Genomic DNA, 25,215 nt, shown 5'->3' on the forward strand with positions numbered 1-25,215 from the left:
TCTGCCGCAAGCTCGCGCGCGAGCGCCAGCGCACGATGGGGTCATGAATACCGAGAGACTGATCCGTGTCTTCGCCGGTGCCGTCGTGCTGGCGAGCCTCGCGCTCGGCGTGAGCGCGAGCCCGCTCTTCGTGAGCGTCCACTGGCTGTGGCTCACCGCCTTCGTCGGCCTGAATCTTTTCCAGAGCGGCTTCACCGGCTTCTGCCCGCTCGAGATGATCCTGCTGCGCCTGGGCGTGTCCAAGAACGCCGCCTGATGCGCGCCGCGCGCCGGCTCGTGGTCGCCGCGTGCGTGGCAGCCCTCGCCGGCTGCGGCCAGCAGGCGCCATCGCCGGGCGTCGCACCACCGGCTGCCGCGCTGGCTGCGGCGAGCGCGGAGCTGCGCGAAGTCGACCTCACCTATTCGGCCGAGGCGCTGGTGGAGGCGGTGCGCCAATCGACCGTTTCGGCCCAGATCGCCGGGCGCATCGTGGACATCCGCTTCGACGTGGGCGACCGCGTGAAGCAGGGCGACGTGATCGTGCGCATCGACGAGCGCGCCGCTTCGCTGGCGCTCGGCGCGAGCGAGGCGCAGGCGCGCGAAGCCGAGGCCACGCTCGCCAACGCGCGCGCCCAATACGAACGCACGAAGCAGCTCTTCCAGCAGAAGTTCGTGAGCCAGGCCGCGCTCGACAAGGCCGAGAGCGAGCACAAGGCCGCCGAGGCGCGCCTGAAGGCGATGCTCGCAGGCGCCGGGCAGGCCGCGACCGAAAAAAGCTTCGCCGTGATCGTCGCGCCCTACAGCGGCGTGGTCGCGGCACGCCACGTGCAACTGGGCGAGATGGCCACGCCGGGCAAGGCGCTGATGACCGGCTTCGATCCGGCGACGCTGCGCGTGGTCGCCAACGTCGCATCGACGCAGGCACCGGCCATTCGCGCGGGGGCGAAGGCGCGCATCGAGGTGCCCTCGGCCAACCGCTGGATCGACGCGAAGTCGATCACGGTCGTGCCCTCGGCCGACCCGCGCACGCACACCACGCAGGTGCGCATCGACCTGCCCGCCGACGTGAGCGGCATCTATCCGGGGGTCTTCGCGCGCGCGCATTTCGTGGTCGGCCGTGCGCCGCGGCTCATGGTGCCGCGCGAGGCCGTCGTCCGCCGCAGCGAAGTGACCGCGGTCTACGTCCTCGACGCGGCCGGCGTTCCCGGCCTGCGCCAGGTGCGGCTGGGCTCCGCCTCAGACGAACGCTCGGTGGAGGTGCTGGCGGGCATCCGCGCCGGCGAGCGCGTCGCCCTCGATCCGGTGCGCGCGGGCATGGCCACCGGTCCCGCCCGCTAGCCGGCCGTGGGCTTCTCCGGCCGCATCGCGCGCTTCTTCCAGGGCTCGCAGCTCACGCCGCTGCTCGCGCTGCTCGCCTTCCTGCTGGGCCTCTTCGCCGTCGCGGTGACTCCGCGCGAGGAGGAGCCGCAGATCGACGTCACGATGGCCAACGTGTTCATCGCGCTTCCGGGTGCGGCCGTGCGCGACGTCGAGGCGCTGGTCGCCTCGCCCGCCGAGCAGGTGCTCGCGCGCATGGAAGGGATCGAGCACGTCTACTCGGTCTCGCGCGCGGGCCTCGCGGTCCTCACCGTTCAGTTCAAGGTCGGCGTGCCGCGCACGGAAGCGATCGTGCGGTTGCGCGACACCCTCGCCGCGCATCGCGACTGGGCGCCTCCCGAGCTGGGCGTGGGCGAGCCCGTCATCAAGCCGCGCGGCATCGACGACGTGCCGATCGTCGCACTCACGCTCTCGAGCGACGACCCCGCGAAGGGAGCCTTCGAACTGGAGCGCGTGGCGCACGCGATCGAGGCCGAGTTGAAGCGCGTGCCGGGCACGCGCGACGTGGCGACCTTGGGAGGACCGGGGCGCGTGGTGCGCGTGCTGCTCGACGCCGACCGCCTGGCCGCGAGCGGCGTCACGCCGCTCGACGTGCGCGCCGCGCTGCAGCTCGCCAACGTGGCGCTGCCCGCCGGCTCGGTGGTGCGCGACAACCGCGAGATCCTCGTGGAGGCGGGCGCCTTCCTCGGCTCGGACGCGGACGTGCGCGAAATCGTGGTCGGTTCGTCGGGCGGGCGCACCGTGCGCCTGGGCGACGTGGCCGAAGTGATCGATGGCCCGGACACGCCCTCGCGCTACGTGTGGACCGGCAGCGGACCCGCGGCGCGCACGGGTGGCGCTGCTCGCGGCGAACATCCCGCGGTCACGATCCAGCTCACCAAGAAGCCCGGCGAGAACGCGGTGAAGGTCGCGCAAGGCGTGATGGTGCGCGTTGCCGAACTACGCGGCACCGTGATCCCCGCCGACGTGCGCGTCACGGTCACGCGCAACTACGGGGCCACCGCCGACGACAAGGCCTCGAGCCTGATCCGCAAGCTCGTGTTCGCCACCGCCGCGGTCATCGTGCTGGTGCTCGCAGCCCTCGGGCTGCGCGAGGCCGCGATCGTGGGCCTCGCCGTGGTGCTCACGCTCATGGCGACGCTCTTCGCTTCCTGGGCCTGGGGCTTCACCCTGAACCGCGTCTCGCTCTTCGCGCTCATCTTTTCCATCGGCATCCTCGTGGACGACGCGATCGTGGTCGTGGAGAACATCCACCGGCGGCGCGGGCTCGACGGCGGCACGCTCGCCGACATCGTGCCCAAAGCGGTGGACGAAGTAGGCGGACCCACCATCCTCGCGACGCTCACGGTGATCGCGGCACTCCTGCCGATGGCCTTCGTGAGCGGGCTGATGGGGCCGTACATGAGCCCGATCCCGATCAACGCGAGCCTGGGGATGCTGATCTCGCTCGCCATCGCATTCACGGTGACGCCGTGGCTCGCGCTCAAGCTGCCCGGTGCGCACGCGAGCGCGCGGCCTTCGGCGCTCGACGCGCGCCTGGAGCGCTTCTTTCGCGCGCTGCTGGGCCCCTCCATCGATGCCGCCGGCGCGCCGCGCCGGCGCCGCTGGCTGCTCGCGGCGATCGCCGGAATGCTCGCACTCGCAGTGGGTCTCGCCGCCGTGCGGCTGGTCGTGCTGAAGATGCTGCCCTTCGACAACACGTCGGAATTTCAAGTGGTGGTGGACCTGCCCACGGGCACGCCGGTGGAAGTGACCGCCGCCGCGCTGCGCGACCTCGGCGCCCACCTCGCGACCGTGCCCGAGGTGACCGACTACCAGGCGTACGCGGGTGCGGCCTCACCGATCAACTTCAACGGCCTCGTGCGCCAGTACTACCTGCGCTCGCAGCCCGAGCAGGGCGACCTGCAGGTGAACCTCGTGGACAAATCGCAGCGTTCGCGCCGCAGCCACGAGATCGCCCGCGCGGTGCGCCCCGCGCTCGAGGCGATCGGCACGCGCTGGCAGGCGCGCGTGAAAGTGGTCGAGGTTCCGCCGGGCCCGCCGGTGCTCTCGCCGATCGTGGCGGAGGTGTACGGGCCCGAGGCCGCCGGGCGCATTCGCGTGGCGGCACTCGTGCGCGAGGCGCTCGCCGCCACGCCGGGCGTGGTCGGCGTGGACGACACGGTGGACGATCCTGCGCCGCGTTACGTATTGCGCGTGGACCAGGCGCGCGCGGCGCTCGCGGGCGTTACGGGCCGCGACATCGCGGAGACATTGCGCATGGGCCTCGCGGGCGCGGACGTGACGCCGCTGCACGACGGATCGGCGCGCTACGAGGTGCCGGTGCGCCTCACGCTGCCCGCCGGGCGCCGGGGCGACCTGGAAGAACTGCTCAAGCTCACGCTGCGCGGCGCGGACGGCTCGCTCGTCGCGCTCTCGGAGCTGGTGCGCGTGGCACGCGACGAGCGCGACCGGCCCGTGCACCACAAGGACCTTCTGCCGGTCGTCTACGTGCTCGCCGACGAAGCGGGCAGCGCCGACAGCCCGCTCTACGGCCTGTTCGCGGCGCGCGGCAAGCTCGCCGGCCGGACGCTGGAAGAGGGCGGCACGCTCGGCGAGTACTTCGTGCGCCAGCCCTCGGACCCGTACCGGCAGTACGCGCTCAAGTGGGACGGCGAATGGCAGGTCACGTACGAAACCTTCCGTGACATGGGTGCGGCGTATGCGGTGGGCTTGCTGCTGATCTACCTGCTGATCGTCGCGCAGTTCCGCTCCTACGTCGTGCCGCTGGTGATCATGGCGCCGATCCCGCTCACGCTCGTGGGCGTGATGCCCGGGCACGCGCTGCTCGGCGCGCATTTCACCGCGACCTCGATGATCGGCATGATCGCGCTCGCGGGCATCATCGTGCGCAACTCCATCCTGCTCGTGGACTTCGTGAACCTGAGGCTCGCCGCAGGCGCCACGCCGGCGGCTGCGGTGGTCGACGCCGCCGCGGCGCGCGCCAAGCCGATCGCGCTCACCGCGCTCGCCGCCATGCTCGGCGCCGCGTTCATCCTCGACGACCCGATCTTCAACGGGCTGGCGATCTCGCTCATCTTCGGGATCCTCGCCTCGACGCTGCTCACCCTGGTGGTGATCCCGGTCCTGTACTACCGCGTACTCGCCGGCAGCGGGGTCGGTCCGCCGAAATGATCCCGGTGGGCAAGAGGGGCCTGACGAGCGCCGAGGCCGCGACCCGCCTCGCCGCCGACGGCCCGAACGCGCTGCCCACGCGCGAAAGCCGCGGCCTCATCGCGTTCACCTTCCAGGTGATGCGCGAACCCACGTTCGTGCTCCTCGTCTCCGCGGCCCTCGTGTACCTCGTGCTCGGCGACCTGCGCGAGGCGCTCGTGCTCGCGGCCTCCGTGCTCGTGATCGTCGCCATCACGGTGGTGCAGGAGCGGCGCACGGAACGCGCGCTCGAGGCGCTGCGCGACCTCTCCAGCCCGCGTGCGCTGGTCATTCGCGACGGGCGCGAGCAGCGCATCGCCGGCGCGCAGGTCGTGCGCGGCGACCTGCTCATGCTGCGCGAGGGCGATCGCGTCCCCGCCGACGCGCGGCTCATCGAGGCCAACGACTTCATGGTCGACGAGTCGCTCCTCACCGGCGAGGCCGTGCCCGTGGCCAAGCGCGCGCATCCGCACGAAGGGCTGGAGGTGCAGGCGTTCTCCGGCACGCTGGTCGTGCGTGGGACGGCGCTCGGAGAAGTCGTCGCCACCGGTCCGCGCTCGGAGCTTGGTCGAATCGGCAGTCTCCTCCATGGCCGCGAGTCGCCGCGCACGGCGCTCGAGGTCGAGACCGCGCGCGTGGTGCGCCTGATCGCGATCGGGGCGCTCGTCCTGTGTGTCCTCATGGCGGTGATCTTCACGGCGATGCGCGGCGACGCGCTGGGCGGCGTGCTCGCGGGTCTCACGCTCGCGATGGCGCTGCTGCCCGAGGAGTTTCCGGTCGTGCTCACCGTGTTCCTCGCCCTGGGCGCGTGGCGCATCTCGCGCCACGGCGTGCTCACGCGGCGCATGCCGGCGATCGAGACGCTGGGTGCCGCCACGGTGCTGTGCTGCGACAAGACCGGCACGCTGACCGAGAACCGCATGACGGTGGTCGAGACCTGGCGCGAGGGCCGGTGGCGAACGACGGCCGATCGGGACGCGGACGACGCCGCGCTGTTGCGAGCCGCCGCGCTCGCCTGCGAGCCCTCGCCGTTCGATCCGATGGAGCGCGCGATCCACGTGACGGCGCCCGGCGCGCACGAGCGCGCGGGCGTGCTCGAACGGCGCTATCCGCTCGCCGAAGGATTCCTCGCCGTGTGCCACGCCTGGCTTCCGGTGGAAGGCGACGCGCATGCCGCGATCAAGGGCGCGCCCGAGACGGTGCTGGACCTGTGCGCGCTCGAACCCGCGGCGCGCGCGGCGGCCTCGGCCGCCGCGGAGCGGGCGGCCGCGCGTGGGTTGCGCCTGCTGGGCGTGGCGGCCGCGCCCTGGACGCATGCCCCCTGGCCCGCCGCCGCGAACGGATTCGCCTTCCGCTTCCTGGGGTTCGTTGCGCTCGCCGATCCGTTGCGTCCCGCGGTGCCCGGGGCGATCGCGCTTTGTCGCAAGGCGGGCATCCGCGTCGTCATGATCACCGGCGACCATCCGGCGACGGCGGCCGCGATCGCGCGGGCCGCGGGCATCGATGCCACTCGCATCGTGACCGGCGCCGAGATCGGCGGGCTCGACGACGCGGCGCTCGCACAATGCGTGGCGGCTACACAGATCTTCGCGCGCGTGAGGCCCGAGCAGAAGCTGCGCCTCGTGGAGGCGCTGCGGCGCAACGGCGAAGTCGTGGTGATGACCGGCGACGGCGTGAACGACGCGCCCGCGCTGCGCGCCGCAGACATCGGCATCGCCATGGGCGCGCGCGGCACCGACGTCGCGCGCGAAGCCGCGGCCCTCGTGCTGCTCGACGACGACTTCACTTCCATCGTGGGCGCGGTGCGGCTTGGTCGGCGCATCTACGACAACATCCGCTACGCGATGCGCTTCCTCGTCGCGGTGCACGTGCCGCTCGCGGGCATGTCCTTCGTGCCGCTCTTCGCCGGCTGGCCGCTGCTCGTCTTCCCGGTGCACGTGGTGTTCCTGGAGTTCGTCATCGACCCGACGTGTTCGGTGGTGTTCGAGGCCGAGCGCGGCGACGCCGGGATCATGGACCGCCCGCCGCGCCGCCGCGGCGAACGCCTCTTCACGGCGAGGATCGTCGCGGTGGGCCTGGCACTCGGCGCGAGCGTGCTCGCCGCCGTCACGGCGGTGTACGGCCTGGCACTCGCGCAGGGGCTGCCCGAGGGCGAAGCGCGCGCCCTGGGGTTCGCCGCGCTCGTGGCCGGAGACGTCGCCCTCATCTTCGCCAACCGCTCGGGCGAGCACGGCTTCGTCGCGCGCTTCACGCGAGACAACCCGGCGCTCTGGTGGGTCGTGGGCATCACGCTCGGCGCGCTCGTGCTCTGCGTGTATGCGCCGTCCGTCGCGAGCCTCTTCCGCTTCATGCCGCCCGCGCCGGGCGCATTCGCCGTCGCGGTGGCCGCGGGCTTCGCGTCGGTGCTCTGGTACGAAGTCGTGAGGGCGGTGCGACGGAACTGATCGGCGCGCGCCCGTTCTGGGCTAGATCGCCGTTCCGAACAGGGCGCCCACGCCGGCGGTGAGCGCCATCGCGAGCGCGCCCCAGAACGTGACCCGCATCGCGCCCGTCGAAACCTTCGCGCCGCCGACTCGCGCGGCGACGCCGCCCAGCGCCGCGAGGAACACGAGCGAGGTCACCGAGACCACCGAGGCCAGGTATGCGTGGGGCACCGCCGCCGCGACCGCGAGTGGCAGCGCCGCGCCGACCGCGAAGCTCGCGGCGGAGGCGAACGCGGCCTGGAGGGGCCGCGCGGCCAGGGCTTCGGTGATGCCCAGTTCGTCGCGCGCATGCGCACCCAGCGCGTCGTGGGCCATCAACTGGTCGGCCACCTGCCGTGCGAGTTCGCGATCCAGGCCGCGGGTGACATAGATCGCCGCGAGCTCGTGGCGTTCGCCCGCGTCGTCCTCGGCGAGCTCGCTGCGCTCCAGCTCGAGGGCGGCCTGCTCGGAATCCGCCTGTGAGCGCACCGACACGTATTCGCCCGCGGCCATCGACATCGCTCCGGCGACCAGCCCGGCGAAGCCCGCGACCATCACGCTCGCATGCGTGCCGTTGGCCGCGGCCACGCCGAGCACGAGGCTCGCCGTGGAAACGATGCCGTCGTTGGCGCCGAGCACCGAGGCGCGCAGCCAGCCGATCCGATCGGTGCGGTGGTGCTCGAGATGGCGCGCGGCGCGTGCATGGAGGGAACGGGGCATGGTTTGCCTCAAGGTGAGATGTCGGGCGGCTTGAGCTGATCGCCCCAGTTCTGCAACGGACCCAGCGGGTTCTTCGCGATCTCGTGCTCGCGCACCGACGGCTGCCCGCCGTAGAGCGTGTACACGATACGCCCGTCGATGACGAGCAGCAGCGCGTTGAAGCTCCACCCGGTGATCTCGGTTTCGCGCTTGAAGCGCAGCGCGTCGAGCCAGAAGTTGCCGATGCGCTCGCGGCGCATCTTCGTCACCTTGATCGCGACGCCCGTGCATTCCTTGCCCGCCTTCAGGCAGTCGCGCAGCCCGGGATCGGCCGCCTCGAGCGCGAGCCCCCAGTTCATCGGGAAGCGCAGCACGATATCGGAATAGCTGAGCATCTCGATGTTGGGATTGGACGCGAGGCTGATCCCGTGCTCGCGCAGGTCGGCGAGCGTCGTTTGCCCGGGTTCGATCCGCTCGATCGCCGCGCGCGCTTCTTCGTAGCTGCCCCACGGGCTGTCGACCTCGCTGCTGGTCTTGGGCAGGAGCTCGGCGCATCCGGCCAGGGCGACGGCCGCGGCGAGCGCGGCCAGGGGGAGCTTTCTCATGTCGGGCAATTACCCGGCCTACGGAAGGTCGAAGATGATGCGTGCTTCGCCACCGCACGAATGCACGCAGCGATTGCGTCCGGCCTGCTTGGCGACATACATGCGCTGGTCGGCGAGATCGACCAGCGCCGAGGCAGTGGGTGTCGCGTCGGCGCGGCGCTCGGCGATGCCGATGCTCAGCGTCACGGCACGGCCGTCGGGGCGCTGCCCGGCGCCGCGTTCGCGCAAGCGATCGACCAGGCGCGTGGCCGCCTTCGCGTCGGTGTCGGGAAGCACCAGCGCGAATTCCTCGCCGCCCCAGCGCAGGACCAGGTCGGATTCGCGCACCGATTCGCGCAGCGCGCGCGCCGCCGCGGAGAGGACCTGGTCGCCCACCTCATGGCCCCACGCGTCGTTCACCGCCTTGAAGCGGTCGAGGTCGGCGAAGGCCACCGTGAGGGGCGTGCCGCTTCGCTGCGAGAGACGGAACTGCGCCTCGAGGAGCTCCGCGCCGCTTTCGCGCCGCAGGCATCCGGTGAGCGGGTCGCGCGTGGCCTGGCGGATGAGGGCCGCGAGCAATCGCACCTGGCTCATTGCCGCGAAGGTGCTGGCGCCGGTGATGAGGAAGAGCAGCCAGAAGGCGTCGAGCACGATCGCGTTGCCCACCAGCGTCGCGTCGCGCAGCGTCGTGCCGGCGAGCAGGCCGAGCGGCAGCAGCGCGAGGATGGCGCATTCGACGATCACGATGGGGAACGCGGCGATCCCCGCCGCGATCGCGTAGGGCACGAGCGAATAGGCCGCCGCGATGCCGCGCGCGAGACCCTCGACCGATTCGGTCCGCAGGATTTCCTGCGTGGCCACGTGGAACACCGCGGGAATGGCGAAGAGCGCGAGCAGCCGTGCGTACGCGGACGCGAGCCCCGACACGGCCCGCGGCGGCATGCCCCAGACCATCGCAAAGGCCACGACCGCGATCAGGCGGACGACGGCCAGGCGCCCGGCGAGCGCGGGGTCGAAGACGGCGTAGTCGACCGCGACCCAGGCGAGCGTGAGCCCCGCGAAGAGCAGCGCCAGGCCGCGCGCGAGTGCCACGATCGCGAGCGCACGCCGGCGCGTGAGCATTTCCGGGTGGCGGCGCGGCGAGACGAGGACGGCGAGCCGGGCGAACTTCATCCCGCGACTTGCCTAGTACTTCCCGTGCTGCTTGGTGATGTAGTTGGTGAGCTCGACCGATTGCATCGACAGGCGCCGCTGGATCTGGTGCACGGTGCGCACGATGGCGCGCATCACGCGATAGACCACCTGGGGATGCGCTTCGAGCAGGGCCTCGAGCTTCTCGCGCTCCAGGCCGAAGACGCGCGTCGGACCGAGCGCGACGAGGGCCGCGTAGTGGGGGGTCGCGTCGAGGAAGCTCAGCTCGCCCACGAGGTCGCCCGCGGTGAGCGTGAGGAGCGTCACCGGCTCGGGGCTGCCGGCGTTGCGAATCACGCCCAGCGCGCCTTGCACGATCACGTAGAGATGGTTGTCGGACTTGCCTTCGGCCACCAGGACTTCGCCCGCGGCCAGGTCGCGAAAGGCGACCTGGCCCGCGAGGAGGTGCAGCTGCTCCTCGGAGAGCTCGGTGGCGAGCTTCGAGCCGCGGAGCGCGTGGACGAGTGCGGGTTGGGTCATGCGACCAGTGGACCACGGAACCGCGCGCGGACTTTGATCTGCGTCAGACCTACCCGCCGACCATGCCCAGCGCCCGGGGGAGGACCAGCGACAGGGTGGGCCAGTACGTCACGAGCGCGAGGAACACCAGCATCGTGACGAGCCAGGGCCAGGTGGCGATGGTGAGCTCGGTGATCCCCATCTTCGCGATGCCCGAGGCGACGTAGAGGTTGAGGCCCACCGGCGGGTGGCACATCCCGACCTCCATGTTGACCACCATGATGATGCCGAAGTGCACCGGGTCGATGCCCAGCTTGATCGCGATCGGGAACAGGATGGGGGCGAGGATCAGCACGATCGACGAGGGCTCCATGAAGTTGCCCGCGGCGAGCAGCAGGACGTTGGCGATCAGCAGGAAGCCGATCACGCCCACGCCGGTGCCGATCATCGCGTCGGCCATCGCCTGCGGGATGTTCTCGTGGGTCATGAGGAACGAGAAGAGCACCGCGTTGGTGATGATGTAGAGCAGCATCGCGCTCATGTTGGCCGAGGCGAGCAGCACCCGCGGCACGTCGCGCAGGCTGAGATCCTTGTAGATGAAGACCGCCGCGATGAACGCCCACACGGCGCTCATGGCCGCGGCCTCCGTCGGCGTGAAGAGGCCCGTGTAGATGCCGCCCATCACGATGAAGATCAGCAGCAGCCCCCAGATCGATTCGCGCAGCGCCACCAGGCGCTCCTTCCAGCTTGCCTTGGGCTGGCGCGGGTAGTCGAACTTGCGCGCGCGGTACCAGGTGGTGAAGCCCAGCAGGAGTGCGAGCACGATCCCGGGGATGACGCCGGCGATGAAGAGCGCGCCCACCGACGTGTTGGTAGAGACCGAATACATCACCATCACGATGGACGGCGGGATGAGGATCCCCAGCGCGCCGGAAGTCGTGATCACGCCCGCGCCGAAGCGCTTGGGAAAGCCCGCCTTCACCATCGCCGGCAGCAGGATCGAGCCGATCGCGACGACGGTGGCGGGACTCGAACCGGAGACCGCGGCGAAGAGCGCGCACGCGAGCACGCCGCCCAGCCCCAGGCCGCCGTGCAGGTGGCCCACCATTGAAGTGGCGAAGCGGATCATGCGGCGCGCGACACCGCCGTGGGTGAGGAAGTTGCCCGCGAGGATGAAGAACGGGATCGCCATGATCTCGAACTTCTCGATGCCGGTGAACAGCTTGAGTGCGACCGACTCGATGGGCACGGTGGTCATCGTGTAGAGGAACGTGAGCACCGTGAGGCCCAGCGAGATCGAGATGGGCATGCCGGTGAGCATGAGCAACAGGAGCAGCGTGAAGATGATGACGGCGCTCATGCCTTTTCTCCCGGGACCGGTGGGTCGGTCTCGTCGATGCCCTCGACGTGCCCGTGGTCGTGGTGCGGGAGCTCGCCGGTGCGCACGAACCCGACGGTGGCCTCCAGGAAGCGGAAGCACATGAGGTAGGAGCCCAGCGGGACCGCCGAGTAGACGATCCACGTGGACACTTCGAGGTCGGGTGTCGTCGGCCCCGGGGGCACGTCGCCCGTGGGGAGGCCCAGGAACCGGAAGATCGCGTAGTGGGCGCCGTTCTCCCAGACGAACGTCGCGCCCAGCGTGCCGACGATCGCCGTGAAGGTGGCTCCCGCGAGCAGCCCGAAGATCACGAACCGCGCGCGATTGCGCGGGTTGAGGGCGTTGATCAGCACGTCGACGCCCACGTGGATGCCGGTGCGCACGCCGTAGGCCGCGCCGAACTTGGCCATCCACACGAACATGTAGATGCACACTTCCTGCGCCCAGCCGAAGTGGAGCGCGATGAGCCAGTCCTGCACGCCCGGAATCGGCATGCCGCTCAGGTAACGGTGGACCACCGCGAAGAAGATGATCACGGTGGCCCCACCCATGAGCAGCGTGATCAGCGTCTCCTCGAGGCGGTCGAGGAGACGCATCGGCAGCGAGCGCCGCACCGCGTCCACGTCAGAGCTTCGTGGGGTCGAAGCCGGTTTCCTTGTAGACCGCGTCGATGGTTTCCTTGCCGATGCGCGACTCCATCTCCTTGTGCACCTTCACGGTCGCCTTCTTGATCGCCAGGCGCTCGGCCGGCGTGGGCTTGTAGATCTGCGTGCGGCCCGATTTCGCCACGGCTTCCAGCGCCTTGTCGTTCTCGTCCTTCGCGATCCGGTTGGCATACGCGGTCGCCTCGACCATCGCCTTCTCGAGCTGGCCGCGCACGTCGGCGGGCAATCCGTCCCAGAACTTCTTGTTGGTGATGACCGCGTAGCCGAGGTAGCCGTGCTCGGTGACCGAGAGGTTCTTCTGCACCTCGTGCATCTTCTGCGTGTAGAGGTTCGAAGGCGGGTTCTCGGTGCCGTCGACCACGCCGGTCTGCAGCGCCTGGTAGACCTCGGAGAACGCCATCACCTGCGGCAGGGAGCCCAGGGCGCGCATCTGTGCCTCGAGCACCTTGGACGACTGGATGCGCATCTTGAGTCCCTTGAAGTCCTCGGGGTTGCGCAGCGGCTTGTTGGCCGAGAAGGACTTGAAGCCGTTGTCCCAGAACGCAAGTCCCTTGATGCCCTTGGGCTCGAGCTTCGCGAGGAGCTTCGCACCCAGCGGCCCCGCGGTGACCTTGTGGAGCTCGTCGTAGTTGTCGAAGATGAACGGCAGGTCGAAGACCTCGAATTCCTTGACGCCCAGCGGCCCGAACTTCGCGAGCGAAGGAGCGAGCATCTGCACCGCCCCGAGCTGCAGCGCCTCGAGCTCCTCCTTGTCCTTGTAGAGCGTCGAGTTGGCGTAGACCTCGACTTTCACCTTGCCGCCCGTGAGCTCCGCGACACGCTTGGCGAAGAACTCCGCCGCGTGGCCCTTGGGCGTGTCGATGGCCACCACGTGGCTGAACTTGATGACGATGGGTTGCTGGGCGAAGGCCGGGAAGGCCGCGGCCAGCGCGAGCAATGCAATCGGAAGCATCTTTCTCATGGTTTCTCCTGTTTCCAGCCCGTGGCCGCCATGTGGCGGCGCATGTAGGCGATCTGTGTCGAGAGGGGAAGGTTCTTGGGACACACGTCGTGGCAGGCGAGCAGCGACATGCAGCCGAAGACGCCGTTGTCGTCGCCGATCAGTTCGTAGTAGTCCGCGTCCGTGCGCGTATCCCGCGGGTCGAGCCGGAATCGCGCGATCTTGTTCAGGCCCACGGCGCCGACGAAATCGGCGCGCATCCGGGCAGTACCGCAGCCGGCCACGCAGCAGCCGCATTCGATGCAGCGGTCGAGCTCGTAGATCTGCTCGGCGAGCCCGGCGTCCATCGGCGCTTCGATGCGCGAGATGTCCACGGCGCCGGCTTTCTCGTGCACCCAGGTCTCGAGGCGCTCGCTCATCTGGCGCATCCACTTGCCGGTGTTCACCGACAGGTCGCCAATCAGCTCGAACACCGGGAGCGGGGCGAGCGTGGTCTCGAGCCCGAGGTTCTTCGTCACCGTGCGGCAGGCGAGCGTGGGCCGCCCGTTGATCATCATCGCGCAGCTGCCGCAGATGCCCGCGCGGCACACGAAGTCGAACTGCAGCGACGGGTCCTGGCGCTCGCGGATCTCGTTCAACGCGATGAACAGCGTCATCCCGTCGGCTTCCTCGATCTCGTAGGTCTGCATCCGCGGGACGGAGGCGATGTCGCGCGGGTTGTAGCGCAGGATGTGGAACTTGAGCTGGCGGTTGGCCATGGTCATTCCGCGGCCCGCGCGGCCGGTGCCGCGAAGCGCTCGTCGAGGCGTTCGTTGGGGCCGCGCAGCCACTCGGGCAGCAGGTGCTCGTAGGGCAGGAGGGCCTGCTGCACCGCGAGGCGGCCTTCGCCCGCGAGGCGCGACTTCACGGCATCGACCTCGGCCTGGCGCGCGGCGGTGTCGGGGTGATCGATGTAATCCTTCGCGCCGTAGCCGCGCCAACCGGGCGGCAGCTCCATGCGCTTCACGTCGAGCGCCTCGTAGGCGAGTGTCGGTAGCGTGGCCGATTCGTCGGGCCACGTGGCGAGCGTGCGCTTGAGCCATTGGGCATCGTCGCGGCGCGGATGGTCCTGGCGGAAGTGCGCGCCGCGGCTCTCGGTGCGCACCTGCGCGCCATGGGCGACGGTGAGGGCGAGCTTCAGCATCTTCTGCACGCGATAGGCGGTGACGAGCTCGGGGTTCGCGCCGGGCGAGCTCGCGCGCAACGCGATCGAACGGCTGCGCACGAGGAGGGCCTGGAGTTTTTCCACGGCTTCGTCGAGCTCGGCTCCCACGCGGAAGATGCCGACCTTGGCACTCATGAGTTCCTGCATCTCGCGGCGGATGGCACTCGCGTCCTCGCCGCTCGCGCGCGTAGTCAGCGCGTCGAGCTTCGCCTGTTCGCGCGCGACGAACTCGCGCACGAGGGCCGGGGAGAGGCTCGCGTCGCCGCCGGCGCCGGCACAGAAGTCGGCCACGGTCTCGCCCACGATCATGCCGGCGACCACGGTCTCCGCGACCGAGTTGCCGCCCAGGCGGTTGAAGCCGTGCATGTCCCAGCACGCCGCCTCGCCCGCGGCGAAGAGGCCGCGCATCGTCGGGCACTCGCCCGTGGAGCGCGTGCGCACGCCGCCCATCGTGTAGTGCTGTGCGGGACGCACGGGGATCGGATCCTTCACCGGGTCCACGCCGAGGAAGTAGTGGCAGATCTCCCACACCTCGCGCAGGTTGTGGCGGATGTGCTTTTCGCCCAGCAGCGTGATGTCGAGCCAGAGGTGCTCGCCGAAGCGGGAATGCACGCCCTTGCCCTTGCGGATGTGTTCCTCCATGCGCCGCGAGACCACGTCGCGCGAGGCGAGCTCCTTCTTCTCGGGCTCGTAGTCGGGCATGAAGCGGTGGCCGTCGGCGTCTTTGAGGAGCCCGCCGTCGCCGCGGCAGCCCTCGGTCACGAGGATGCCCGCGGGGAAGATCGCCGTCGGGTGGAACTGCACGGCTTCCATGTTGCCCAGCGCACAGCAGCCGGTCTCGAGTGCGAGCGCGCTGCCGATGCCTTCGGAGATCACGGCATTGGTGGTGCTGCGGTACAGGCGTCCCGCACCGCCCGTGGCGATCGCGGTGGCGCGTGAGAGATAGGCGCTCAACTCCCCGGTCACGAGGTCCCGGACCACCGCGCCGTGGCAGCGGCCGTTCTCGTGGATGAGGGCGAGCGCCTCGGTGCGCTCGTGCACGGGAATGGATTCGGCGATCGCGCGGTCGGCCACCGCCGTGAGCATCGCGTGCCCGGTGGCGTCGCCGACGTGGCAGGTGCGCCACTTCTTGGTTCCGCCGAAATCGCGTTGCGCGAGCAGGCCCTCGGCCTCGTCGCGCTCGGTGATGGTGACCTTCTGGCCGTTGATGACGACTTCGCGATCGCCCTTGCGGATGCGGGTCCACGGAACGCCCCAGGCCGCGAGCTCGCGCACCGCTTTCGGGGCGGTGTTCACGAACATGCGCACCACGTCCTGGTCCGCGCCCCAGTCGGAGCCGCGCACCGTGTCCTCGAAGTGAATGTCCTCGTTGTCGCCCTGGCCCTTGGCGGCGTTTCCCAGCGAAGCCTGCATGCCGCCTTGCGCGGCCTTGGAGTGCGAGCGCTTGGCCGGCACGAGCGACAGGATGATCGCCTCGAAGCCGCGGCGCCGCGCGCCGATCGCGAGCCGCAGGCCCGCGAGGCCCGCGCCGATCACCAGCACGTCGGTGTGGATGATCTTCATTTCGCTTCGCGCATGTGCGTCGGAACGTAGCGCTCGCCGTAGCGCGCCTGGTGCTCGGCGCCGAGCTTCATGTAGGCGGCGAGCGTCGCGAGGCCGAGGACGAGGAAGAACGCCGTGAGCGCCCACTTGAGGCGCTTCAGGCGAACGCGCGTGCGGTCGGGGTCGGGGCCCGAGAGCCAGCCCCATTTCACCGCGAGGCGATACAGGCCGATGCCGCCGTGCAATTCGACCGCGAGCAGGAGAAGGATGTAGAGCGGCCAGAAGTGGTCGCTCCAGACGCGGTCGGCCGATTCGAACGGGCCGATACGGTCGGGGCGCGAGAGCATCACATAAAGGTGGGCCGGGGCGAGGAAGAACATCGCGAACCCGGTGAGCGCCTGCCAGAACCAGAGCGTCGTGTCCGAATGCGCCATGAGGCGCATGTGCGCGCGGTAGGTGGCGAATTGCTGGTAGTTGGCCGGGAACTTGCGCAGGGCGAGTGCGGCGTGCACGACGATCAGCCCGATCACGCCCGCGACCACGACCGAGACGATGCCCGGGTAGGAGCGACCGAAGACGAAGTAGCCCTCGAAGAACTTGGTCACCGCCCACATCGCATCGGGGCCGATGAGGATCGTGGACACGAAGAACATGTGGCCCCACATGAAGAGGGCGAGCACGAGGCCGCTCGCGCCCTGGACGACGTCGAGGCGGGCGGGCCAGCGGCTCTTGCGCGTTTGTTGCGCAAGCCCGACCCCGGCGATCACTGCGCTGCTGCGCTCCATGCGGGCCAACCTACGCGCCCGGAAGCGCCGAGTGTTGACCCTGATCAAGCCCGCACGCGGAAAGCGGATGACGATGGGGCTCAAGGAGGTTCGCCCTTGTTCCAGGTCAGGATCCACGGGCGCGGCGGACAGGGGGTCGTGTCCGGCGCGGAAATGCTCTCGGTCGCCGCCTTCCTCGAAGGCCGCCACGCCCAGGCATTCCCGAGCTTCGGCTCGGAGCGAACCGGGGCGCCCGTGATGGCCTTCTGCCGCATCGACGACCGCGTGATCCGCCTGCGCGAGCCGGTGCTGCAGCCCGACGCCCTGATCATCCAGGACAGCACGCTCCTCCACCAGGTCGACCTTTTCGCCGGCCTCGTGCCCGGCGGCTTCATCCTGCTCAACTCGAAGCGGCCTCCCAGCGCGCTGGGGCTCGCGAGCCTCGCCGAGCGCGAGCACCCCTTCCGGCTGTTCACGCTCCCGGCGACCGAGATCGCGATGAAGCACGTGGGCCGGCCCGTGCCCAACGCGGCGCTGCTCGGCGGCTTCGCGGCGCTCACGGGCGTCATTCAACTCGGTTCGGTCGTGGCCGCCATCCGCGAGAAGTTTCCGCCGGCGATCGCGGAAAAGAACATGGCGGCCGCGATGGAAGCCTTCGAGATGGCCACCCGCACCCCGGAGCCCGCCCTTGCTTAAACAGACCGAAGGCTCGCACGCCGTCGCCGAGGCGATCGCGCTTTGCCGCCCGCAGGTGGTGTGCGCGTATCCGATCACGCCCCAGACGCACATCGTCGAGGGCCTGGGCGAAATGGTGAAGTCGGGCGAGCTCACGGGTTGCGAGTTCATCAACGTCGAGAGCGAGTTCGCCGCGATGTCGGTGGCGATCGGCGCCTCGGCCGGCGGCGTGCGCTCCTACACCGCCACCAGCAGCCAGGGCCTGCTCTTCATGGCCGAGGCCGTCTACAACGCTTCCGGCCTGGGCCTGCCGATCGTGATGACGGTGGGCAACCGCGCCATCGGCGCGCCCATCAACATCTGGAACGACCACTCCGACAGCATGTCGGTGCGCGACGCGGGCTGGATCCAGCTCTACGCCGAGACCAACCAGGAGGCGCTCGATCTCCACATCCAGGCGTTCCGCCTCGCCGAGGAGCTCGCCTGCCCGGTGATGGTGTGCATGGACGGCTTCATCCTCACGCACGCCTACGAGCGCGTGGACGTGCCGTCGCAAGAGGAAGTCGATGCGTTCCTTCCGCCCTACGCGCCGCGCCAGATCCTCGATCCCGCCGAGCCCGTGAGCATGGGCGCGCTCGTCGGCCCCGAAGCGTTCACCGAAGTGCGTTACCTCGCGCATCACAAGCAGCTGCGCGCGCTCGACCTCATTCCCGCGCTCGCCGCGGAGTTCAAGCGCGCGTTCGGGCGCGACTCCGGCGGGCTCCTCCGGACCTATCGAACCGAGGACGCCGAGACGATCGTCGTATCGCTGGGCTCCGTGAACGGCACGGTGCAGGAAGTCGTCGACGAGATGCGTGCGCGGGGCACGCGCATCGGGTCGGTGTCGATCTGTTCGTTCCGTCCCTTCCCGCTCGAAACGCTGCGCGCGGCGCTGGGCCACGCGAAGCGCGTCGTCGTGCTGGAGAAATGCCTCGCCGTGGGACTGGGCGGCATCGTCTCCGACGGCGTGCGCAAATCCCTTTCGGGCATCCAGCTCAAGGGCTACACCGTGATCGCGGGATTGGGCGGCCGCGCCATCACGCGCGCGTCCCTCACGCGGCTCTTCGAGGACGCGGAGCGCGAAACGCTGGAGCCTGTCACCTTCCTCGACCTCAACACCGACATCGTGAACCACGAGCTCGAGCGCGAGCGCCAGGAGCGGCGCACCGGGCCCACCGCGGAAGCGATCCTGCGGCGCATGGGCACGGTCGCCTCGCGCATCGGCTGACCATGGACCAACCCCAAACCATCAAGTACTACCAGACGGGCACGTTCACCGTCGGCAACCGGCTGCTCTCCGAGGACCAGCGCTCGGTGCAGTCGGGCATGGAGCGCACCAACTCGCTCAATTCCGGGCACCGCGCCTGCCAGGGCTGCGGCGAGGCGCTGGGCGCGCGCTACGCGATCGACGCGGCGATGCGCGCAACGGGCAACAAGGTCATCTGCGTGAACGCGACCGGCTGCCTCGAGGTCTTCTCGACGCCGTACCCGGAGACGTCGTGGCAGGTGCCGTGGATCCACTCGCTCTTCGGCAACGCGGCCGCGGTCGCTTCGGGCGTGGCCGCCGCGCAGCGCGCGCTCGGCCGCGACGACGTGCGCGTGATCGCGCAAGGCGGCGACGGCGGCACCACCGACATCGGCTTCGGCTGCCTCTCGGGGATGTTCGAGCGCAACGACGACGTGCTCTACATCTGCTACGACAACGAGGCCTACATGAACACCGGCGTGCAGCGCTCGAGCGCGACGCCGCCGGCGGCACGAACGGCGACGACCCCCGCGCTCGGGCCCGAACCGGGCAACGTCTTCGGCACCGGCAAGAACGTGCCGCTCATCGCGATGGCGCACCGCATTCCGTATGTCGCGACCGCGAGTGTCGCGAACCTGCGCGATCTCGAGGCGAAGGTCACCCGCGCGATGCAGATCCGCGGCGCGCGCTACCTCCACATCTTCGTGCCCTGCCCGCTGGGCTGGGGCTCGGCCTCCGAGGACACGATCCGCCTCGCGCGCCTGGCGGTCGAGAGCGGCCTCTACCCGCTGTTCGAGGCGCGCCACGGCAAGGTGACCTCGCGCACGACGATCCGCCGCCCGGTTCCCGTGACCGACTACCTGAAGCTGCAGAAACGCTTCGCCCACCTCTTCGGCAAGGCGCCCGACACCGTGCGCATCGCGCAGATCCAGCGCATGGCCGACCAGAACATCGCCGACTTCGGGCTGATCGAATAAATGGACAAGCCCTTCGCGATCACGCTCGACCCGGGCTCGAGCCTCGCCAACAAGACCGGCGCGTGGCGCACGCTGCGCCCGCTCTACGTGGACCGCTTGCCGCCGTGCAACCACGCGTGCCCGGCCGGCGAGAACATCCAGGGCTGGCTCTTCCACGCCGAGAGCGGTGACTACGAGCAGGCCTGGCGCGTGCTCGTCGAGGACAATCCGCTGCCCGCGATCATGGGCCGCGTCTGCTACCACCCGTGCGAGACCTCGTGCAATCGCGGCCAGCTCGACGAAGCGGTGGGCATCAATTCGGTCGAGCGTTTCCTCGGCGACGAGGCGATCAAGCGCGGCTGGGCGTTCGTACCGCCGAGCGCCGAATCGGGCAAGCGCGTGCTGGTCGTGGGTGCGGGGCCCTCGGGTCTCTCGGCCGCGTACCACCTGCGCCGCCTGGGCCACGCGGTGACCATCAAGGAAGCGGGTCCACTCGCCGGCGGCATGATGCGCTTCGGAATTCCCAAGTACCGCCTGCCGCGCGACGTGCTCGACGCCGAAGTCGCGCGCATCGTCGCCATGGGCGTGAAGCTGGAAGTGAATGCGAAAGTCGCCAACATCGCCGACACGATGGCCGCGGGCGGATTCGACGCGGCCTTCCTCGCGGTGGGCGCGCACATCGGCAAGCGGGCCTTCATTCCGGCGGGCGAGGCGGCACGCATCCTCGACGCGGTTTCGGTATTGCGCGACATGGAGGGGGAGGAGAAACCCCTGCTGGGCCGTCGCGTGGTGGTGTACGGGGGCGGGAACACCGCGCTCGACGTCGCCCGCACGGCCAAGCGCATGGGTGCGACCGAGGCGATCATCGTCTACCGGCGCACGCGCGAGAAGATGCCCGCGCACGAATCCGAGCTGCAGGAAGCGCTCGAGGAAGGCGTGCTGGTCAAGTGGCTCACCACGATCCGCAAGGTCACCGACGGCGGCTCGCTCATCGTGGAAAAGATGGTGCTCGACGCGAAGGGCTTTCCGCAGCCCACGGGCGAGACCGAGGAGCTGCAGGCCGATTCGCTGGTTCTCGCACTCGGCCAGGACGTGGACCTCGCGCTCCTCGAGGGCGTGCCCGGCCTCGAGGTGAAGGACGGCGTGGTGCAGGTGCGCGCCAACATGATGACGGGTGCCCCCGGCATCTTCGCCGGCGGCGACATGGTGCCTTCGGAGCGCACGGTGACGGTGGCGGTGGGCCACGGCAAGAAGGCCGCTCGCCACATCGACGCGTGGTTGAACGGCACGACCTATTCGCCGCGGCCCAAGCACGAGCTCGCGGGCATCGACAAGATGAACACCTGGTACTACGCCGACGCGCCCAAGACCGTGCGTCCGCAGATCGAGCTCGCGCGGCGCACCGATACGTTCGACGAAGTCGTGCACGGCCTCGATGAAACCAATGCCCTGTTCGAAGCGCGCCGCTGCCTGTCGTGCGGCAACTGCTTCGAATGCGACAACTGCTATGGCGTCTGCCCGGACAACGCCGTGATCAAGCTCGGCCCGGGGAAGCGCTTCGAATTCAACCTCGACTACTGCAAGGGCTGCGGGATCTGTGTGTCCGAGTGTCCCTGCGGGGCGATCAAGATGGTGCCCGAGCCCACCTGAGGCCCGCACCGCCCAAGGAGAAACCATGCTGCAGACAGCCAAGGCAGTCCCTTCCCGCGACGACGCGCGCGGCGTGAACGTCCTTCGCGACCCGGGGCTCAACAAGGGCACCGCCTTCACCGAGGAGGAGCGCGACGCGCTCGACCTCCGGGGGTTGCTCCCGCCGCACGTGTGCACCCAGGAGGAGCAGGTCGCGCGCGTGCTGGAGAATTTCCGGCGCAAGCCCACCGACCTCGAGAAGTACATCGACCTCGCCGCGCTGCACGACCGCAACGAGGCGCTGTTCTTCCGCATCCTCATGGACCACCCGGACGAGATGACGCCGATCGTCTACACGCCCACCGTGGGACTCGCCTGCCAGCAGTTCGGCCACATCTTCCAGCGCCCGCGCGGCATCTTCGTGAGCGCGAAGGACAAGGGGCGCATCGCACGCGTGCTCGCCAACTGGCCGCGGCGCGACGTGAAGATCATCGTCGTGAGCGACGGCGAGCGCATCCTGGGCCTCGGCGACCTGGGTGCGAACGGCATGGGCATCCCCGTGGGCAAGCTCTCGCTCTACACCGCCTGCGCGGGCGTGCCGCCCGAGCAGACGTTGCCGGTCCTTCTCGACGCGGGCACCAACAACCCGCAGCTGCTCGGTGACCCGCTCTACATCGGCTTGCACGACCCTCGCCTCAAGGAAGCCGAGTACGACGCGCTGGTCGAGGAGTTCGTCACCGCCGCGCGCGAGACCTTCCCGGGCGTGGTGATCCAGTTCGAGGACTTCGCCAACCACAACGCCTTCCGGCTGCTGCAGAAATACCGCGACCGGATTCCCACGTTCAACGACGACATCCAGGGCACGGCCGCGGTGGCGGTCTCGGGCCTGCTCTCGGCGCTGCGCGTGTCCGGTGGCAAGCTCGCTGGCCAGCGCATCCTCTTCCAGGGCGCGGGTGAAGCCGCGGCAGGCATCGCCGACCTCGTGGTCGCGACGATGGTGGCCGAAGGCGTGGACGAAGCCACGGCGCGCAAGACGTGCTGGCTCTTCGATTCGCGGGGCCTGGTGGTGAAGTCGCGCACGGATCTCGCTCACCACAAGCTGCCGTACGCGCACGAGCACGCGGGTGTTGCGACGCTGCTCGACGCCGTGAAGGAACTCAAGCCCACGGCGATCATCGGGGTGGCGGCGGTCGGTGGCGCTTTCACGAAGGAGATCGTCGAGACGATGGCCGCGTTCAACGATCGGCCCATCGTCTTCGCGCTCTCGAACCCGACCTCGAAGTCGGAGTGCACCGCGGAGCAGGCCTACCGCTGGTCGGGCGGCCGCGCGCTCTTCGCCTGCGGCTCGCCTTTCCCGGCGGTGGAAATCAATGGCCAGCGCTTCGTGCCGCGCCAGGGCAACAACTCCTACATCTTCCCCGGCATGGGATTGGGCGCAATCCTCACGGGCAGCACGCGCGTGACCGAGCCCATGTTCATGGCGGCCGCGCGCACGCTCGCCGGACTCGTCACGCCGGAAGATCTCGCGCAGGGCAGCCTCTACCCGCCGCTCGCGAGCATTCGCGAAGTGTCGGCGTGCATCGCCACGGCGGTTGCGGAGATCGCCTTCCGCGAGAAGCTCGCGCAGGTGCCCCAGCCCGGGGACATCCTCGCGTGGGTGCGCTCGCAGATGTACGAGCCGCGCTACGCCTCGGCGCGGACGGCCCAATGATCGACCAGGCCCTGCAGGCGGTTCTCCGCAAGCACCCGTTCGTCGCGGCGTTCGAAGGGGCGCACGTCACGCGCCTCGCGCAGCTCGCACGCGAAGTGCGCTTCGAGCGCGACCAGGTCGTCTTCCACGAAGGCGACGAGTGCCCGGACTTCTACCTGATCGTCTCGGGCCTCATCGCGCTCGAGGTCGAGGAGCCGGGCCACACGCTGCGCGTGCAGACCCTGTCGGCAGGAGACGAGCTCGGCTGGTCGGCGCTGCTCATGGCCGCGGGCAAGCAGTTCCAGGCGCGCGCGCTGGAGCCCGTGGAGGCGCTCGCCTTCGATGCGCCGCAGCTGCTCGCCGAGTGCCGCCGCGATCCCGCGTTCGGATTCGAATTCATGCTGCGATTGCTGGGCGTGGTGGCCGGACGCCTGCAGGCGACGCGGCTGCAGATCCACGATTTGTATTCGCCGGTGGCGAAGCGCGCGGGGACCTGAGCGCACTCGCGGGCGGAAGCCGCGGCTGCCGTCTCAGTGCGCGGCGAGGATCTTCCGGGCGCTGCGCGCGGCGAAGATCGGCAGGAAGGACTTGACGCGGGCCTGCCCGTCGAGGCGCGTGAATTCCGCCTCGTAGATTTCCCGAACCTCTTCGAGCGGGTGGTGCGAGCGTGCGGCGATCTCGGCGATCAGGCGCTGCGTTTGCGATTCGATCAACTGGGCGTGGGTCCGCATGGGGATCTCCTGGGATCATTGTCCCGCGCTGCTGCCGCCGCCGATTGACTGGCGTCAACCTTTAGGAAGGCCAGCACCAGCGGGGTTGGTTAGTCGGCGCGACAAAGCCACCCAGACATCAATTGCGTCTTGTGGCTTACTTCCATGTTGTGCGGAAAATTCGAGCCGGAGACCGAGGCGGACACGGCGACTCGTGATTCGGGAGTGCCACGATTGGGTCGCCGAAAGCGGCTACCAACAGTGCGGCGAGTTGACGCTTATCTAGCGGCGCAGGAGGTCGGTCGGCCACCGGGGATCTCTTCGTCTGCTTGACGAAGGAGAGCCGCCAGGTCCTACGTAGCGTCGGCGATTGCCGAAAGCCGACAACTCATTCCGAGTTGCCAGGGGGTGCGCGATGCTGTTCGTCGCGATCACTATAGGTATCCAAGTACCACCTTCCAAAGAGACGCAGCTCTTCCAGGGAGATTTCGCCCTCAGGCCTCAGCTCGGCGCGCTCGATCTCGATTCCACCGCAGTCGTCCATCGCAGCCGTCACCCGCCCAAGCTGAACTTCCATTTGACCGCGCAAGTCGGCGCTTTCGAAATCCTCCGAGGTCATCGCAGCTATCAGCGCGACCCTATAGGGTGACTCCTCAGGGAGTTCCTCATACGAGCTGATCGACAAGTAGATGCAAGTGACTGCCCTCATGCGCTTCCATGCCTTTTGGAGGTTCTTATCAACCGGTTTGAGTCGGTCCATAAAGGCATCCGGGAACGCGCGGCGGTCGTACCGCGCTGCCACCCACTGGACCAGCGTTCGAAGGTCCCCTTCTGGGATCATTCGATCGCCGTCCGGCTCATGCCCGGCTAGCACCCACTTCGGGATTGAGTGGCGTTGCGTAATGCGCAAATCAAGGAGGACCGAGTTCTGGTCTTGAGCGCCTTCAATTTGAAGCCTTCGGGGATTTCTGAGGTGACGTACTTCCTTGTCCTCGTCAGTGATAGGTGAGGCCACAATCACTTCGGCTGACGGCTCTGCCGCGAGATTGTTGTGAACAAGGTCGCAGGATTGGGTGAGGACGATGACCCAAGCATCCGGAGGAAATGGCGCGGAAACGAATGGTGAAATGACGTGCCGGGCGGCGGAGGGGAGTACGTCGCCCTGGCGCCAGTCGTTCTCCCGGACTGCTTGAACGACGTTCCGGCTACTTTCTTCGGCGCGTGCGATCTCGGCTCTGAGGCGCATCAGCAAAGCCTCGAGCCCGGAGATTAGCCACAAGAGAGCTTTTCGCATGGCGTGCTTCGTTCTCCTGTACCGCTACTGCTCCCAACGCCTCAATTAAGGCATCGACCGCTTGCTCATCGATATTCGCCTGGGACAAATGCCATACGATGTCCCGCCCATCTATTACGACGTTGGAGCCGAGTCCAAGAGCAGGTCGCTGCGATTTCTCGAGCCACTTGGTGGCACAGCCGTAGATCTCTTCAATTCGCGTTCTGTTGCCTTCACGCGGCTCGGCGGACGCATTATCCGACATCCAGGAGTACACAGTTGGCCGACCCACTTGAAGGACGTCAGCAAGCTGCGACATGGTGAGGCCCAACGCAGCCTTTATTAGGCCGAGCTTTGCAGCCCATGGCGGATCTAGTTCGGCATCGGCCGACTCACGCACCGGCAGGATACCGGAGCCAGCAACGATGTCCGCTCTCGTAACCGGGACCCCTTGGGCCCCCGATCCGCTAAAGCTCATGATCAGGTCGTAGATCCCCCTAATATGGTCGGGAGATTGCCGAGTGCCAAAGCGGTCGAGAACGTGCTCGCTCATGCGTACTC

Annotated in this window: 23 protein-coding genes; 10 read left to right on the forward strand and 13 right to left on the reverse strand. The window is 69.0% G+C overall.

Going from position 1 to position 25,215, the window contains the following annotated elements; translation table 11 throughout:
• Window positions 1-43 precede the first annotated feature (43 nt).
• The 4 genes from DSM104440_RS05005 to DSM104440_RS05020 are packed head-to-tail and all read left to right on the forward strand — an operon-like array spanning window position 44 to window position 6,992.
• Window positions 44-256 carry a YgaP family membrane protein gene (locus DSM104440_RS05005; RefSeq protein WP_171160967.1) on the forward strand — a complete coding sequence of 71 codons (213 nt, stop codon included), beginning with the start codon at window positions 44-46 and terminating at the stop codon, window positions 254-256.
• Window positions 256-1,317, forward strand: a complete 1,062-nt coding sequence (locus DSM104440_RS05010; protein WP_171160968.1) for an efflux RND transporter periplasmic adaptor subunit — start codon at window positions 256-258, stop codon at window positions 1,315-1,317. Before DSM104440_RS05005 ends, DSM104440_RS05010 begins: the two co-directional genes overlap by 1 nt.
• A gap of 6 nt (window positions 1,318-1,323) precedes the next feature.
• Window positions 1,324-4,530: an efflux RND transporter permease subunit gene (locus tag DSM104440_RS05015; protein WP_171160969.1), complete on the forward strand. Its 3,207-nt coding sequence runs from the start codon at window positions 1,324-1,326 to the stop codon at window positions 4,528-4,530.
• A 5-nt stretch (window positions 4,531-4,535) separates the two neighbouring features.
• Window positions 4,536-6,992 carry a cation-translocating P-type ATPase gene (locus tag DSM104440_RS05020; RefSeq protein WP_246212095.1) on the forward strand — a complete coding sequence of 819 codons (2,457 nt, stop codon included), beginning with the start codon at window positions 4,536-4,538 and terminating at the stop codon, window positions 6,990-6,992.
• A gap of 21 nt (window positions 6,993-7,013) precedes the next feature.
• Here the strand turns inward: DSM104440_RS05020 and DSM104440_RS05025 are convergent, their stop codons facing one another.
• From DSM104440_RS05025 to DSM104440_RS05070, 10 genes are read right to left on the reverse strand one after another with little or no spacing between them, the layout of a single operon-like run.
• The gene (locus DSM104440_RS05025) at window positions 7,014-7,730 is read right to left on the reverse strand and encodes a VIT1/CCC1 transporter family protein (protein ID WP_171160971.1); all 717 of its coding nucleotides are present in this window, start codon (window positions 7,728-7,730) and stop codon (window positions 7,014-7,016) included.
• An 8-nt stretch (window positions 7,731-7,738) separates the two neighbouring features.
• On the reverse strand, window positions 7,739-8,314 hold the full coding sequence (locus DSM104440_RS05030) for a hypothetical protein (RefSeq protein WP_171160972.1): 576 nt from the start codon (window positions 8,312-8,314) through the stop codon (window positions 7,739-7,741).
• Between the two features lie 18 nt (window positions 8,315-8,332).
• A complete protein-coding gene (locus tag DSM104440_RS05035; protein WP_171160973.1) occupies window positions 8,333-9,466 on the reverse strand; it encodes a GGDEF domain-containing protein in 1,134 nt (377 codons plus the stop codon).
• Window positions 9,467-9,478: 12 nt separating this feature from the next.
• Entirely contained in the window at window positions 9,479-9,964 is a 486-nt protein-coding gene (locus DSM104440_RS05040; RefSeq protein ID WP_171160974.1) for a Crp/Fnr family transcriptional regulator, read from the reverse strand.
• A gap of 49 nt (window positions 9,965-10,013) precedes the next feature.
• Complete coding sequence (locus DSM104440_RS05045) at window positions 10,014-11,303, reverse strand: TRAP transporter large permease (RefSeq protein WP_171160975.1); 1,290 nt, start codon at window positions 11,301-11,303, stop codon at window positions 10,014-10,016.
• Window positions 11,300-11,917 (reverse strand): TRAP transporter small permease, encoded by a 618-nt coding sequence (locus DSM104440_RS05050; protein ID WP_171165686.1) that lies wholly within the window; start codon window positions 11,915-11,917, stop codon window positions 11,300-11,302. Before DSM104440_RS05050 ends, DSM104440_RS05045 begins: the two co-directional genes overlap by 4 nt.
• Window positions 11,918-11,945: 28 nt before the next feature.
• Window positions 11,946-12,947: a TRAP transporter substrate-binding protein gene (locus tag DSM104440_RS05055; RefSeq protein ID WP_171160976.1), complete on the reverse strand. Its 1,002-nt coding sequence runs from the start codon at window positions 12,945-12,947 to the stop codon at window positions 11,946-11,948.
• Window positions 12,944-13,684: a fumarate reductase iron-sulfur subunit gene (locus DSM104440_RS05060; protein ID WP_212758208.1), complete on the reverse strand. Its 741-nt coding sequence runs from the start codon at window positions 13,682-13,684 to the stop codon at window positions 12,944-12,946. The genes DSM104440_RS05055 and DSM104440_RS05060 overlap by 4 nt, the downstream gene beginning before the upstream one ends.
• Before the next feature lie 2 nt (window positions 13,685-13,686).
• On the reverse strand, window positions 13,687-15,693 hold the full coding sequence (locus tag DSM104440_RS05065; RefSeq protein ID WP_171160978.1) for a fumarate reductase flavoprotein subunit: 2,007 nt from the start codon (window positions 15,691-15,693) through the stop codon (window positions 13,687-13,689).
• On the reverse strand, window positions 15,690-16,457 hold the full coding sequence (locus DSM104440_RS05070) for a fumarate reductase cytochrome b subunit (protein WP_171160979.1): 768 nt from the start codon (window positions 16,455-16,457) through the stop codon (window positions 15,690-15,692). The genes DSM104440_RS05065 and DSM104440_RS05070 overlap by 4 nt, the downstream gene beginning before the upstream one ends.
• A 96-nt stretch (window positions 16,458-16,553) precedes the next feature.
• Between DSM104440_RS05070 and DSM104440_RS05075 the strand changes: the two genes are divergently transcribed.
• The 6 genes from DSM104440_RS05075 to DSM104440_RS05100 are packed head-to-tail and all read left to right on the forward strand — an operon-like array spanning window position 16,554 to window position 23,168.
• Entirely contained in the window at window positions 16,554-17,132 is a 579-nt protein-coding gene (locus tag DSM104440_RS05075; RefSeq protein ID WP_171160980.1) for a 2-oxoacid:acceptor oxidoreductase family protein, read from the forward strand.
• A complete protein-coding gene (porA, locus tag DSM104440_RS05080) occupies window positions 17,125-18,378 on the forward strand; it encodes a pyruvate ferredoxin oxidoreductase (protein WP_171160981.1) in 1,254 nt (417 codons plus the stop codon). The genes DSM104440_RS05075 and porA overlap by 8 nt, the downstream gene beginning before the upstream one ends.
• A gap of 2 nt (window positions 18,379-18,380) precedes the next feature.
• A complete protein-coding gene (locus DSM104440_RS05085) occupies window positions 18,381-19,373 on the forward strand; it encodes a thiamine pyrophosphate-dependent enzyme (RefSeq protein ID WP_171160982.1) in 993 nt (330 codons plus the stop codon).
• Window positions 19,374-21,002 carry an NAD(P)-binding protein gene (locus DSM104440_RS05090; RefSeq protein ID WP_171160983.1) on the forward strand — a complete coding sequence of 543 codons (1,629 nt, stop codon included), beginning with the start codon at window positions 19,374-19,376 and terminating at the stop codon, window positions 21,000-21,002.
• 25 nt (window positions 21,003-21,027) lie between these two features.
• Window positions 21,028-22,692, forward strand: a complete 1,665-nt coding sequence (locus DSM104440_RS05095) for an NAD-dependent malic enzyme (RefSeq protein WP_171160984.1) — start codon at window positions 21,028-21,030, stop codon at window positions 22,690-22,692.
• Window positions 22,689-23,168 carry a Crp/Fnr family transcriptional regulator gene (locus DSM104440_RS05100; RefSeq protein ID WP_171160985.1) on the forward strand — a complete coding sequence of 160 codons (480 nt, stop codon included), beginning with the start codon at window positions 22,689-22,691 and terminating at the stop codon, window positions 23,166-23,168. The genes DSM104440_RS05095 and DSM104440_RS05100 overlap by 4 nt, the downstream gene beginning before the upstream one ends.
• A 33-nt stretch (window positions 23,169-23,201) precedes the next feature.
• Here the strand turns inward: DSM104440_RS05100 and DSM104440_RS05105 are convergent, their stop codons facing one another.
• The 3 genes from DSM104440_RS05105 to DSM104440_RS05115 all read right to left on the reverse strand — a co-directional run bounded on the left by DSM104440_RS05105 (window position 23,202) and on the right by DSM104440_RS05115 (window position 25,207).
• Complete coding sequence (locus DSM104440_RS05105; protein WP_171160986.1) at window positions 23,202-23,402, reverse strand: DUF3562 domain-containing protein; 201 nt, start codon at window positions 23,400-23,402, stop codon at window positions 23,202-23,204.
• Window positions 23,403-23,769: 367 nt separating this feature from the next.
• The gene (locus tag DSM104440_RS05110; RefSeq protein ID WP_171160987.1) at window positions 23,770-24,675 is read right to left on the reverse strand and encodes a hypothetical protein; all 906 of its coding nucleotides are present in this window, start codon (window positions 24,673-24,675) and stop codon (window positions 23,770-23,772) included.
• The gene (locus DSM104440_RS05115; RefSeq protein WP_171160988.1) at window positions 24,587-25,207 is read right to left on the reverse strand and encodes a hypothetical protein; all 621 of its coding nucleotides are present in this window, start codon (window positions 25,205-25,207) and stop codon (window positions 24,587-24,589) included. Before DSM104440_RS05115 ends, DSM104440_RS05110 begins: the two co-directional genes overlap by 89 nt.
• Window positions 25,208-25,215: the final 8 nt, after the last annotated feature.

Source organism: Usitatibacter palustris, assembly GCF_013003985.1.
GTDB lineage: Bacteria > Pseudomonadota > Gammaproteobacteria > Burkholderiales > Usitatibacteraceae > Usitatibacter > Usitatibacter palustris.